Annotated in this window: 15 protein-coding genes; all 15 read right to left on the bottom strand. The window is 71.2% G+C overall.

Annotated elements, in window-relative coordinates:
* Positions 1 to 11 precede the first annotated feature (11 nt).
* Positions 12 to 284, bottom strand: a complete 273-nt coding sequence (locus ACTWQE_RS16405; RefSeq protein ID WP_443329678.1) for a hypothetical protein — start codon at positions 282 to 284, stop codon at positions 12 to 14.
* Positions 284 to 787: a hypothetical protein gene (locus ACTWQE_RS16400; protein ID WP_443329677.1), complete on the bottom strand. Its 504-nt coding sequence runs from the start codon at positions 785 to 787 to the stop codon at positions 284 to 286. Before ACTWQE_RS16400 ends, ACTWQE_RS16405 begins: the two co-directional genes overlap by 1 nt.
* 103 nt (positions 788 to 890) lie before the next feature.
* Positions 891 to 1,583, bottom strand: a complete 693-nt coding sequence (locus ACTWQE_RS16395) for a DUF6919 domain-containing protein (protein ID WP_443329676.1) — start codon at positions 1,581 to 1,583, stop codon at positions 891 to 893.
* 24 nt (positions 1,584 to 1,607) lie between these two features.
* Positions 1,608 to 2,147: a hypothetical protein gene (locus ACTWQE_RS16390; RefSeq protein WP_443329675.1), complete on the bottom strand. Its 540-nt coding sequence runs from the start codon at positions 2,145 to 2,147 to the stop codon at positions 1,608 to 1,610.
* Positions 2,148 to 2,184: 37 nt separating this feature from the next.
* Positions 2,185 to 2,883, bottom strand: coding sequence for a DUF6197 family protein (locus ACTWQE_RS16385; protein WP_443329674.1), 699 nt, complete (start codon positions 2,881 to 2,883; stop codon positions 2,185 to 2,187).
* A gap of 77 nt (positions 2,884 to 2,960) precedes the next feature.
* Positions 2,961 to 3,209: a hypothetical protein gene (locus ACTWQE_RS16380; protein ID WP_443329673.1), complete on the bottom strand. Its 249-nt coding sequence runs from the start codon at positions 3,207 to 3,209 to the stop codon at positions 2,961 to 2,963.
* Positions 3,210 to 3,332: 123 nt separating this feature from the next.
* Positions 3,333 to 3,914 carry a hypothetical protein gene (locus ACTWQE_RS16375; protein WP_443329672.1) on the bottom strand — a complete coding sequence of 194 codons (582 nt, stop codon included), beginning with the start codon at positions 3,912 to 3,914 and terminating at the stop codon, positions 3,333 to 3,335.
* Positions 3,915 to 4,015: 101 nt separating this feature from the next.
* Positions 4,016 to 4,879: a DUF4097 family beta strand repeat-containing protein gene (locus ACTWQE_RS16370; protein ID WP_443329671.1), complete on the bottom strand. Its 864-nt coding sequence runs from the start codon at positions 4,877 to 4,879 to the stop codon at positions 4,016 to 4,018.
* Positions 4,880 to 4,965: 86 nt separating this feature from the next.
* A complete protein-coding gene (locus ACTWQE_RS16365; RefSeq protein WP_443329670.1) occupies positions 4,966 to 5,247 on the bottom strand; it encodes a hypothetical protein in 282 nt (93 codons plus the stop codon).
* 188 nt (positions 5,248 to 5,435) lie between these two features.
* The gene (locus tag ACTWQE_RS16360) at positions 5,436 to 6,545 is read right to left on the bottom strand and encodes a hypothetical protein (protein ID WP_443329669.1); all 1,110 of its coding nucleotides are present in this window, start codon (positions 6,543 to 6,545) and stop codon (positions 5,436 to 5,438) included.
* Between the two features lie 191 nt (positions 6,546 to 6,736).
* Positions 6,737 to 9,355, bottom strand: a complete 2,619-nt coding sequence (locus ACTWQE_RS16355; RefSeq protein WP_443329668.1) for a DNA translocase FtsK — start codon at positions 9,353 to 9,355, stop codon at positions 6,737 to 6,739.
* A gap of 111 nt (positions 9,356 to 9,466) precedes the next feature.
* Positions 9,467 to 9,856: an RRQRL motif-containing zinc-binding protein gene (locus ACTWQE_RS16350; RefSeq protein ID WP_443329667.1), complete on the bottom strand. Its 390-nt coding sequence runs from the start codon at positions 9,854 to 9,856 to the stop codon at positions 9,467 to 9,469.
* Positions 9,856 to 11,439: a hypothetical protein gene (locus ACTWQE_RS16345; protein ID WP_443329666.1), complete on the bottom strand. Its 1,584-nt coding sequence runs from the start codon at positions 11,437 to 11,439 to the stop codon at positions 9,856 to 9,858. The genes ACTWQE_RS16350 and ACTWQE_RS16345 overlap by 1 nt, the downstream gene beginning before the upstream one ends.
* Positions 11,436 to 11,858 (bottom strand): hypothetical protein, encoded by a 423-nt coding sequence (locus ACTWQE_RS16340; RefSeq protein ID WP_443329665.1) that lies wholly within the window; start codon positions 11,856 to 11,858, stop codon positions 11,436 to 11,438. Before ACTWQE_RS16340 ends, ACTWQE_RS16345 begins: the two co-directional genes overlap by 4 nt.
* A complete protein-coding gene (locus tag ACTWQE_RS16335) occupies positions 11,855 to 12,337 on the bottom strand; it encodes a hypothetical protein (RefSeq protein ID WP_443329664.1) in 483 nt (160 codons plus the stop codon). Before ACTWQE_RS16335 ends, ACTWQE_RS16340 begins: the two co-directional genes overlap by 4 nt.
* Positions 12,338 to 12,509 lie beyond the last annotated feature (172 nt).

Raw genomic sequence — 12,509 nt, 5'->3', positions numbered from 1 at the left:
CCGGGGCGTAGTCAAAAGACGATCTGCTTCTTCTCGGCGCGGTCCCAGCGCAGCTCCCAGTCGGGGCGCAGTCCGCGGGCGGACCAGTCGACGCGGCTGGTGCCGGCGGGGATCGGCCGGCCGGACATGGCGTGCAGCTGGGCGATCTCGCAGGCGCGCAGGGCGGAGGCGATGGCGTCGCTGCCGTTCTCGGCCAGGCCGGTGAAGATGTGGACGCCCTTGCGGGTCTTGTCCTGCCGGTGCTCGATGGGGACGTCGATCTCCCACACGGTGCGCGGGCCCATCACTCCTCGGCCTCCGGGTCGTACACGGCGGTGATGGTGAGCGGGGTGAAGAGGTAGCCGGTGGAGCTGTCCTCCTCCATCTCCTCGCCTTCGCCGGGGTAGAACACGGCCAGTTCCTCGATCGCCTCCGCGTCGCCGAAGTCGGGGATCCAGGTGAGGATCGCGCCGGTGGGCAGGCCTTCGCGGGTGCGGAGGTCCTCGCCGTGGGCGCGGGCGGCGTCGCGGTTGGTGTAGAGGCCCAGCGGCAGCTGGCCGTGCTCGTACTCGGCGCGGTAGATGGTCAGCTCGACCGGCTCGCCGGGGGTGAGCTGGGTGATGCCGGGGAAGACGGCCTCGGCGGCGGCCAGGCGCTGCTCCAGCATCTCGATGTGGGCGAGCAGCTGCGGCACGTCCTGGGTGGGGTTGCGGGTGCCGGCGGCGGTGCGCAGGCGGATGTCGTGGACCAGGTCGCTGCGGTCGGTGGGGGCCGCGGGCGCCGTGCGGGTCAGGGTGGTCGGGGTCACGAAGTGCTCCGTTTCTGGTAGCGGTTGCGGGCCGGGCTGTCCGGTCCCCCGCGTCGTCCGGGCCGATGGCCTGCGGACCGGGCGACACGGCCGGGTGGACAGATCAGGGCAGCTGGGGCATGGGGTGCGGCAGATCGATGCGGCTGCCGGCGGGGAAGGCGGTGCCGTCGCGGCGGATGTCGGTCGGCGTCACCTGGGCGGTGAACTGGTGGGCCAGGGCCTCGGTGAGCACGGGCCACAGGAGGCTGTCCCGGCCGTACTGGGTATCGACGACGGTGACCGAGGCGGCGTTCGTCAGGGTGGTGAACAGGTCGCGGTCGATGAGGCGCGCCGGCCACAGGACGCGCAGGTACTCCGGGAGGACCGCACCGGAGATCGTGTAGTCCTGCCCGTCGACCTTCGTTAGCGGGATGTCCGAGCCGGGGTGGTCGACGCATACCAGCAGCCCGGCGTCCCGCGCGGCGATCGTGGTGCGGCGCACCAGCTGCTGGTTGTCCCGGTCGATCCAACCGGACACGGCGGCCCGCTGCTCCCACAGGTCACCGTGGCTGCCGCGCTCGATGAGGCCGGGCTGGGAGTTGTCGGTGAGGTAGCCGGCACGGTTGGCGGCCGCCAGGACCGGCACCAGGTGCGCGGTTTCCTCGTCCGGCCCGTAGTTGGGCGTGGCGCAGCTGGGATGGGAGGCGACCTCGCCTTCGAGCCAGAGGGCGGTCAGGTGGCCGAGGTCGGCGATGGAGCGGGCGGCGCGCCAGCGAGCGCGGTCGGTGCGGGTCATCCAGGGGAGTCGGATGCGCATGGTCATCACTCCTTTTCCGGCGGATCAGGCGGGGAGGCGGGAGGCGAGGGATTCGGCGTCGTGGGCCTCGACCTCGCGGCGGTCGATGAGCCGCTCGTACTGCTTGACCTGCCGGCGCGGCAGCTTCTCGACGTCCCAGCAGTGCCGCAGGTACGCGATGTGCTGGGCGCGGGCCTGGGCGTTGCCGAGCTGATGGGCGTGGGTGAGCTCGTGGACGACGGTGGCGTTGATGTCGGTCTCGGTGCGGGACTTGCGCAGGTTGATGGGGATGACCACGCCGTTCGGGCCGAGCACGGTGATGCCGTACCTGCTGCGCCGGCCTCGGCGGCACTCGCGCCGGTGCGCGGCCTGGATCCGGTCGGGCACCCCGGGGACGAGGGCGAGTTCGGTCTCGGCCGTGAGGGCCGACCAGCGGTTGGGGTCGCCGACCATGACGAGCTGCACCGGGGGCAGGGCGCCGAAGCGGCCGGCGACCAGACGCGCGGCGTCGGGGGCGATGGACTCGGTGTGCTTGACGAGGCGGCGCTGGAAGTAGGAGACGCTGTCGCTGGTGACCGTGAGCATGACGAGGCCTTCCGGATAGGAAGCGGGAGGTGGAGGGTCAGCGGGCGGCGCGTGCGCGGGCGGCGGCGACCAGGAGCGCCTGATGGACCTGCGCCTCGGTGCGAGTGAGCTGGTCGTTCCAGCCGGGGACCGAGCGGGCGCCGGTGACGGCGAGCAGGTGGCCGTTGGCCTCGGAGGCGGTGGCGCGGGTGCCGGTCCCGGAGCGGATCAGGTCGCGCTCGGCTCCGAGGATGCACACGCCTCGGCGGGACTCCATGACGAACTGCGTCCAGCCGCGGGTCTTGATGTGCTCGGACGTGGCTTCCAGGAAGTCGGCTGAGGCGATGGCCCGGTCGGGACTCGGCCGGCGTTCAGCAGCGAGGTGCCAGGTGACGCGCAGGGCCCCGACCAGCAGGACGCCGGCGCAGAGGGTGGTGTGATTGAGCAGCCACCAGGCGGCCCGGGCGGTGATGATCGACGCCTTCTTCAGGAAGCGGCCGGTGGCGGAGGGGGTGCGCGGGTCGGACGGGCACGGCCCGGTGACGATGCCGGCCTGGCGGATGAGGGTGTCGGTGTCCGGGAGGACGATGGCGGGCCTGGCCGGTGCGGCGTCGGCGAGTGCGGCGGCCAGTTCTTCGGCGATCGCTTCGGCGAAGGCTGCGTCGACTGCTGCGGCGAGGGCCGCTTCGGACCAGAAGGTCCGCGGAGCGGTCGCGGTCGCGGAGGCGGGCATGGCGAGGCCTTCCTGTCTGGGCATGGGTCGGGTCAGGGAGAGATCAGCGGGGCGGCCGGCTGAGTTTTGGCGACCTGGCGGCCGGCCCCGGGGCGGGTGCGTTAGCTGTACTTCTTGGTCTGCTTGAGGATGTAGTCGCGGGTGACGCCGAGGACTTCGACGGCGTCGGTGCGGGCACCGTGGTACGCGCCGTCCAGCTCGGTCTTGACCGTCTTCCACATCTCGGCCTCTGCGGCCTCGCGGACCTTCTCGGTCTCTTCGAAGATCTTGTCTCGCTTGGCCTTGGCGGCGGCGAGCGTCTTCTTCAGGTCCTCGCGGGCCTTTGCGATGTCCTCGGATCGGGGGGTCATGGTTCTGCTCCTCGCGGTGATGAGGGACGATGGTTCCGGCCCCCTGCTCCGGTTGGAGCGGGTCGGGAGGCCCGGGGACGGTGGGCTGAGTTTGGCGACCTGGCCACCGTCCCCGGGGCGTAACTACCGCGGGTACTTCTGGTAGGTGCCTCCGGCCTCGAGCGCGTCGAGCTCGCTCTGGTATCCGATGGTCTTGTCGGCGTTGCGCAGATGCAGGACGGCGGCGAGCAGCCGCTGGGTCTCGTCTTCGTCGCCGCGGGCGGCGTACTCGGCGGCCAGGTTCCGCAGCGTGGAGAGCAGTTCGGGCACCAGGTTGCTGGCGCGCAGGCTGTCCAGGACGTCGTCGATGTCGGCGCCGTTGTCGATGTCGGCGCGCAGCTGGGTCAGGCCCTCGGCGAGCTCGAAGGTGATGTCGCCGTCCCAGCGGTCGGGGTCGATCAGGTCGATGACGTACTCGGCGACGGCGTCGGTCGTGGTCTTGGTGCCGAGGACGGCGACGGCGTACAGCAGGACCGTCCAGTCGTTGGCGGTGGTGAGCCAGGCCGGGCCGGTGTGGGTGAGCCACAGGCCGACCATGACCAGGAGGGTTGCGCTGGCGGCCGGGTCGGTGAGCCGTCGCGTTCGCTTCAGGGCGCGGACGGTGAGGCGGCGGGCGGTGCCGGCGGTGGTGCGTGACTGGCCGGCTTCGGCGGAGATGTGTGCCACGTGCTGCTCCTTCGGTGACGTGGTGCTGCGGGCTGCGGGTCGGGAGGCCCCGGGGGCGGCCGCCTGAGTGTTGGCGGCCTGGCGGCCGCCCCCGGGGCGGTTCACCGGCGGCGGATCTTGCCGGAGATGGTGCTGACGCGGGGCTGGAGGTGCTCGGCGCCGCGCGTGGAGACGTCACCGGAGACCGTGGTGGCGGTGAAGAAGCCCGAAGCGGCCGGGGTGGCGCTGACCTCGATGTCGCCGGAGACGGTGATGGCGCGGAACTCGCTGCCGTTGTAGGCGCCGATCTCGATGTCGCCGGAGACGGAGTTGACGTCGACCCGTGCCTCGACGCGCTCGGCTTCGACGTCGCCGCTGGTGGTGTTGCCGCGCAGGGTGTGCACGCCCTCGGCCTCGACGTCGCCCGAGACCGAGCGGATGTCCAGGACCTGGAGGTCACCGCGCACGCGCAGGTCGGCGCTGGTGGTCTCCAGCCGGACGCTGGACAGGTCGGGCACCTTCACGTCGACGACGATGGTGCCGGTGCCAGCCCCGATGACGACCGTGCCCTGCTCGGCGACGACGCGGCCGTTCTCGACGACCTTGCGTCCGCCGATGATGACGTCGCCGTTGCTGATGGTCATGCCGGTCACGGAGCCGGAAACGACGCCGAAGTTCTGGCCGACCCCCGTGCTGCCGCCGGAGAAGCTGAAGGTGCTGCCGCCGATCTGCATGACGGTGCCGGCGCCGCCGTTGACCTTCGGGACGCGGACCTCGAAGACGTTGATCCCGTTGGAGACGTGCTCGCGGACGGTGGTGTTGCGCACCGCATCGGCGATCGTGCCCTCGTCGCTGCCGGTCCGCACGGTGATCTCGGCGTGTGTGAGGCTCGGGTCGTCGGTGACGTTCACGGTGCCGACGTGGCTGATGACGTCCGCCCAGATCTGGCCGGCGTTGGTGGCGGTGAAGGTCTGCTCGGTGCTCAAAGTGGACTCCCTTGTCGGGTGGTGCGGGTTGGAAGGACCGGGGCGGCCGACTGAGTTGGCGACCTGGCGGGGCGCCCCGGGGCGGCTCAGGCGGGGCGGGGCAGAGCGCGGCAGCGTTCGGCGTAGCCCTGGGCCCACCTCTGCGCCGAGGCGAGGGCGGGGCGCAGCTCGTAACCGGTGTGCTTGCCGGGGGCCCTCAGCGGATAGCTCTGCTCGGCGGCCGGGCAGCCGGTGCAGACGGCGCGCACGTGGGCTTGCTCGGTAAGAACGTCAACGGTGGCGCCGGTGAGGTTGGCGTAGCGGGCGGTGACGTCGTCGGGCCATGGGGCCGTGGGGTGTGCCTGCTGCTCTGCCGGGATCTGTGTCACTTCTGCTCCTGTTGGGTGCGGGTGGTGCGGGTTGGAAGGACCGGGGCGGGCGGCTGAGTTGGCGACCTGGCGGGGCGCCCCGGGTGCTTGCGACACCCCCAATAATGCAGACTTCGAGTATTCATTTCAAGGGAATGCATACATCGAGTTCGGGTTTCTGGTGTTCTGGCTGTTCAGGCGACTACCGGTTAGCCCGATCGGGTGCTGCCCCCACGGGTGACGCTGGTGATGGGGGCGTTGTTCGTACCGGCGACGTGCACGCCGCCGGAGTTGCGGGAGGCAGCCGAGCTGACCGCGTCCCGAACGGCGGCAGCCTGGCCAGCGGTGAGCGGGCCACCGCCGCCAGCGGGGGAGTTGACGCGGATGGGCTGGTTGTTGTCCCCGTCGACCGTGACGCCCTGGCCGGTGCCGGGGGTGCGACCGCCGCGCCTTCCCGTCGTCTTGCCGCCGGCGCCCCGGCGGGCGCGGCGCGGCGGGGTCTTGCCGGTCCGGGCCCGCTCGGCCCTGCGCTCGGCGGCGGCCATCGCCGCGGCGGCGGGGCCGGCGCACTCGGTGCAGCCGACGCTGATGCCGGGCGCGGTGATGCGGCCGCTGTCCTCGCAGACCAGGCAGGCCGGGCCCTTTGCGGGGGCGGGCATGCCGTAGGCCCGGCGATATTTGGCGACCGAGGGGATCTTCAGCTCGGGCTCGCCCTGGCGCTTCCTGCCGCCCTCGGTGCCGGCCGACTTCCCGGTCTTCGGCGGGTCGGCGGGCACGCCGCCGGCCTGGAGGTTCCAGGCGCCGCGCAGGACGGCAGAGACGGGGGTGAAGGCGAGGTTGAGGGCCTTCTTCTTCGCCTTGCGGATCGGGGTACGCACTGCGCGCCTGATCCGGGCCTTGGCCTTGCGCTTGGCGTACTTGGCGACGTACTTGGCGCCGGCGGTGATCTCGGCGGCGTAGTCGGTCGGGGGTGGCGGCTCCTCGCCGAATCCGGCGTCGATGATCCACAGCGCCTCGGGCTGCGTGTCGACGTAGCCGTGGAGCTCGGCGTAGGTGCGGAAGTGGCCGGGGTCGACGAGGGGTTCGGGCCAGAGGTGGCCGGCGGGGCAGAGGACCTGGACGACGTCCTGGGCGCCGCGCTCGTGGCAGAGGGTCAGGCCGGTGTCGGCGGCGCAGATCGGGCAGGTGACGGGGAGGGTCTGCCAGACGGTCCGCAGGGTGTGGGCCGGGTCCTGCTGCAGGTACATGAATCGGCGCTCGGCGGTGATCCGGTAGTAGCCGGCGGCCGGTTCGTTGGGCCGCAGCGGGTTGAAGGTCATAACGGACTCCGTGATCTCTCGGGCGGGGAACGAGCGGGAACGGGGAGGAACTTGCAGGTCAGAGCGGGGGAACGCTGCCGGAACGGGGGCCCGGGGGCGGAACACTGTTCCCGATCTCTCGAGGCGTTCCGCCCGCGTTCCTGAGCTGTTCCGGGCCCCTGACCTGCATGTTCCTCACGTGTTCCGGACGATCAGGAGCCGTCCGCGTCCTCGCCTGTGATCTTCTTGAGGTGCCGCAGGCAGTAGCCCTTGACCGTGCCCGCGCCGGGGCGCGGCCGGTAGCTGTCGGTGGTCCAGGACTTGCCGGCGGGGGCGAGCACGGCCTTGATCGCTGTTTTGAGCGCGGCGGAGCGGGCGGCCTCCTGCTCGGTGGTGTCGTCGCCGTCGAAGGCGGCGAGGTCCCAGCGGTCGGGGTCGAGCCGGCCGAGGCCGGCCGCGATCTCCTCCAGCTGCAGGCCGCTCGGGTCGCTGAGCGCCTGGAAGACCTGCCGGATGGAGGAGATCAGCTGCGGGACGGTGTCCTGCGCCTCTCCCCCGGTCACGAACATCTCGGCGCTCGCGTCCATCAGCTGCTTCAGCGTGATGCGGCTGAACTTCGCGGACTCGGCGTCGATGTCGACCAGGCCGGCCGCCGCCCGCTCCTTGCCGCGGCGCAGCAGCTCGTCGTCGGTGGCGTAGCACGCGCGGTACGGGATGGGCTCGCAGTACGCGTTGCCGGCCATCACGTACGCCACCGAGGCGTCGTTGAGCTGGTCGCCCATGGCGGGCACGAGCCGGTCCGCGCGCCAGCCCTGGGCGAGCATGCCGTCACCGAGGATCTGGACGACGTCGTCCTTGTCGCAGGCAGCGAGCACCTGGACGGGCAGCTCGACGAGCCACGTGTTGTCCTTGACCTTCTCCTTCGTGACGCCCTGCCCGGCAATGATCTCCGTGACATCGCTCTTCGCCGAGGTGATCGCCAGTTCGGCGAGCATGCCGTCCAGGTCCCAGGACACCTGCCGCTTGGCCTCCTCGTCGTAGTAGCCCTTGCGGCTCTCGCGGACCAGCGCCGGGAACTCGTCGACGACGACCGTGATGCCGGGCCGCTTGCGGGAGGTGACCCAGTTCTCCCCCATGCCGAGCAGGGTGAACAGAGAGGGGCGGCCCTTGCCGATGTCCAGCGCCCACTGCAGGGCGGCCCGCGCCTGGGCCGGAGTAGTCGCTACGACGTGCATCGCATGGCGCAGGCCCCCAAAGCCGGAGCCGGCGCTTCCCAGGTCGATGCCGATGATGATCTGGTCCTCGGTCGCGGTGAGCGCGTCCAAAATGGCCCGCAGAATCGTGGACTTCCCTGAACGGCTGGCGCCGACCACGTTGACGTTGGTGCGGCACATCGGCAGGGCCAGGGGACGGCCGGCCATGTCGGCGCCGATCTGGGCCTTGTGAATTTCCGTCGTGGAAATGGACTGGGCTGCTCGGTAGGGGAGTTCGGGAACGGCCTGCCAGGGATTGTCGCCGGGCACGCGAAGGACGCAGTAGTTGCGGGACTGCACGGACTGCTGCAGCAGGATGCTGCCGGTACGCACGCCGGGCAGGCAGGCCTCCAGCAGGTCCAGCCCGGCGGAGATCTTCTCCGGGCTCATCCGCTCCAGCCAGACGTGGATCTCGAAGCCCCACGCGTGCGGGTCGACCCGCAGCGCGGAGAAGGTGACCTTCAGGTCCTCGGTCAGGGCCTGGCGCATCATCTGCTCGAACATCCGCGGGGTCGTGCCGACGCTGACCTGCTGGGGAACGCCGGCCTCGATCTGCTCGAGCTTCTCCAGCTCCTCCTCGGTCGCCTCGACATCGCGGCCCAGCCAGGAGGCGCCGACGAGGTTGAGCACCAGGGCGCCGAGGAAGCCCGACACGTCCGCGAAGCCGTAGGCCGCCGCATCGGCCACGATCAGCGGGCCGTAGGTGACGCCGGCGCGGATGGCGACGACCTTCTGCGCGTGCTTCTTCGCGCTCTGCGCGACGACCAGCTGCTTGCCGGCCTCCAGCTGCAGCGCCTGGGCCGCGGCCCGCTTCTTGTCGCGCTGCATGAGGCCGCGGCCGGCGCGGCGCGCGGCGCGGTCGGCCTCCTTCACGGTGGCCAGGGCGAGGTTGACGTCCGCGCGGGCCTTGGCGCCCTCGACCCCGACGACCCAGGCACGCATCCGCTTCTCGCCGCGGAAGACACGCGGCACGAAGCCGTGGACGGTGCGCTGCCGGGCGGCGGCCTTGCGGGCCCGCCGCCGGGCCTGCCGGCCGATGTAGCGGGCCCTGGCCTTGCGGCCTTCCGGGGTGCGCAGGGCCGGGTTGATCCAGGGGCGGTCGCCCTCGGGGTCGGGGCGCAGCTCCCACTCGTCGGCGGTGTAGACGGTGCCCTCCACCGCGCGGCCGTGCTCCGGCTCCGGCTCCGGCTCGTCGACCGGTACCGTCACGACCGGGGCGGACGGGGCGACCGGTTTGGTGAAGTCGACCGGCGCCGCCTCGGCGTGACGGGCGGACGGAAGCACGGTCACCGTGGCGGTCGGGCCGTCGCCGTACAGCGCCTCATACACCGGCTCAAGGTCTTCGACCAGCCTGATCAGCACGTCACGGGCCTTGGAGCCCTGGTCCGGGCCGACCACGCCGAGGTTCTCCATCACGTCCATGACCTGGGCGGTCTTGTCCCACCCGATGCGCAGCTTGCGCTGGAGCATCGACTGGGAACCGAACTGGGTGGAGACGAGCAGCTCGGCCGCGTCCCACAGCAGCCTCCGGTCAAGGGCACCGCTGCCGATTTCCGTCCTGGTGTCGATCTCGGTCATGCTGGTCACGCCTCCATCTGCGGGGTGGGCGCGAGACGGGCGCCGGGCTTCGCTTTGGTCGGTAGAGACCGGCGGTTTCGTCTCGCGCTCTTCAGCTGGTTGGTCTTCGCCTTACGCGGCGGCGGCCGCTTCGTCCGCGCCGCCGGGGCAGTCGTTGCAGACGCCGTACCGCTTGGGGATGTCGTAGTCGCGGATCGTCTTGCAGGCCGGGCATATCCGGCGGGCCCGCAGCGCTGTGTGGATCGACGCCCACATCGCCTCCGTCATCTGCCGCCGCGGTCGGGCCAGTTCGACGCGGTAGAGGTACGCGAACTTGTCGCCGCTACGGGTCCGCCAGCCGAGCTGACCGGCGACCGGCTGGCCGCCCGGCCGGAGTCCGCGGGCTTTGAGCTGCCGCATCGTGGCCCACTCCTCCGGGGGCGGCCCCATCCGCCAGGGCCAGGTCGGGATCCCGAACCGCTTGCCGGCCGGATCGAAATACCGGCGGTTGACCTTTGGCATCACGCACTCCGTCGGCGCAGCTTCGCCTTGCCGATCCGGTCGTAGACCCACGTCCGGCTGGGCTCACTCCTGGCGCGCTTGTTGCGCTCCTGGCGGCGGCGCATCGTCTCGGTCTTCACGTCCGCGGGCGTCACATCACGGCCGGCCGTCAGCTCGTCCGCGATCCACTGCTCGATGGCCTCGTTCTCGTCCGCCGAGGCACGCTTCGCGGTGACCGAGGCGGCCTTCTTCGCACCCGTCGACAGCTTCCGAACAGCCCTCTTCCCGGAGGCCTTACGCGTGCGCGCGGCCGCGGTACCGCGCGTCCGCGCGGGCGCGATATCAGACGTACGTGCGGACGGAGGGACGGACAGGTTGATCTGCGGAGATACCGTCCGCAACAGGGGCCTTCCAGACGGGTCCACAAGCCCCGTCACGGACGTCTCGACGGTCCGCGTGGGGAGGATTGCGACCCCCTGCGCGGACGCGGTCACGGATGCTTCAGGCCCCGTCTCGGGCGTCTTGCCGGACAGCTTCGCGGACGCTTCCCGACGCCAGGCGCGGGCCTCGGCGAGGTCACCGAGGACAACCGCCAGACGAGCCTCCGCCTCCACCCGCAGGCCGAGCATGTCGGCCGACAGCAGCCGCAGAAGATCCTCCGGCATCTCCTCCTCGCCGGCGCCCTCGTGGACTCCGTACGCGGCCTGCCACGCGTCCTCCTCGGACAACTTCTCATGTCCGGCAATGGCCCGCAGCCGCCGGGCAGTTGCCCACACCTGAGGCAGTTCGCTCTTGCGCTGCTCCCGCGTCTTCGCCGCGGCCTTGCGAGCCTGGCGGGCCTGCTTCATCAGCTCCCGGTACTCGCGGTGCCGGCCAAGCTGGACCAGCTGCCACATCATGACCGGGATCACGGACGAGGCGGCCAGGACAGAGCCGAGGATGACGCCGTACTCCTCGCCGCCGACGTGCGAACCATGCCCGTAATTGACCCACGCGGCCAGGCCGGCGAACGCGTAGATCGCGACCCGGTACGGCCACGGCGAGCGCTGCTCCTTCATGGCCTTGGCCTCGCCGGCCGTCGCCGCCCAGGCCGAGCACTCCAGCATCACGGGCAACAGGACGACCAGCAGGTAGCCCACCCAGCCCATCTCTTCGACGATGCCCGTGGGCTTCAGCGACGCCGCCTGGGAGATGAGCGCCGGCACGATGCTGCACGCCATGACCGCGAGCGCCGCCGACAGGTCCAGGTGCTCGGCCAGCCACTTCGGCGCCGCGTTAAGCCGGGCGACGAACTGCTCGCGCCGCTCCTTGCGCCGCCGGGCCTGCTCCCGACGCCGCTCCTTGGCGACCCGCTCCTTGGCGGCCAGCTCGGCCTGCTTCTTCGCAAGGTCGGCGGCCTCCTCGACCTCACGGTCCTTGCGGACCCGCTCCGCCTCGCGGTCCTTGGCCTCCTGATCGGCGGCCTTGCGCGCCAGCTCCTGCTTGAAGGCCTGCTCCTTCTCTTCACGAGCCAGCCGGGCCCTCAGCTCCTCGGCCTCACGGGCCTGTCGGGCCCGGGACTCCTGGTCTTCCCGCTTGGCGGTGCGGAAGTCGGTAATGCTCATCGGGTACCTCCGGCGGGGGCCGCCGCGTGCGGGGCGTAGTGGTACAGGGCGGCGACCAGGCCGATGACGGCACCGACTGCTAGACGCTGGCCGGCCTCGGCCATGAGGCCGAGCAGCCAGGCGCCGCCGGCAACGGCGAGGGGGATCTGCGCCCAGTTCAGGTCGGAGAGTGCGCGGGTCAGGCCAGCGCGGATCTCGATCACGGCGCTGAAGCCGCGGGCGTCCAGGTAGGCCAGGCCAGCGACCGGGAGCGTGAGAAGAATGCGCTGCCACCAGCTCGCCTGCAGACCCAGCACCCAGGCGGCGCCGAAGAGGACCAGGCCCGTGATCGACCAAGTCGTCACCACGGCCTGAAGCCAGACCAGGGAGGCCTTCGTCGCGTCGGTCCTGGGGGTGTCGGTGGCGGTCGTGGCGCTCATGCGGCCCGCACCTCTACAACCAATTCGCGGACGGCGGCCGCGGAGGCGGCGCCCATGCCGACCCGGGCCTTGCCGATTAAGACCGGCAGCTCCGGCTCGGTGTGCAGCTCGTCCGCGCGGGCGATGTTCTCGTAAGCCTCGAAGTCGGCCTCGGACCAGTCGACCGGGTCGCCGTGCGCCTGCCGGAAGAGCAGTGCCGGGCCGTCGAGCGGCTCACCGAGGACCACCCGGTGGAGCTGCGCCACCCGGGCCGCCTCCGCCTTCTCGCCGGCCTTCGTCGCCTCGCCCTCGTCGATGCCGAGCATCACATCGGCCAGGAACTCCAGGCGCTCCGCCCGCTCGTCCGCCGTCTCGCCCGGCGCGCCCACCCACAGGTCGGCCTTCACACCGGTCAACAGCTGGAGCTCGAATAACGCCTCAACCTGGGCCAGTTCAGTGGGCTGGGAGGCGGGTCGGTGACCTGCAATCATGGTGCTCACGGGTCGTTCTCCTTCAGATCGGACGGCCTGTGCGCGGCTCTCCGGGTCTCTGCCAAGACCACCCGGAGGGCCGTTTTTTGCAGCTCAGACGGCATTTGGACATGCCGAATAGAGGCTTCCTTGGCCCATGTGGACCGCAGAGCAACTAACTTCGACGCTATTCACAGTGTAG

The sequence above is a fragment of the Streptomyces sp. 8N706 genome (assembly GCF_052245415.1).
Classification (GTDB): Bacteria; Actinomycetota; Actinomycetes; order Streptomycetales; family Streptomycetaceae; genus Streptomyces.
This window is presented reverse-complemented; position numbering and strand designations above follow the sequence as displayed.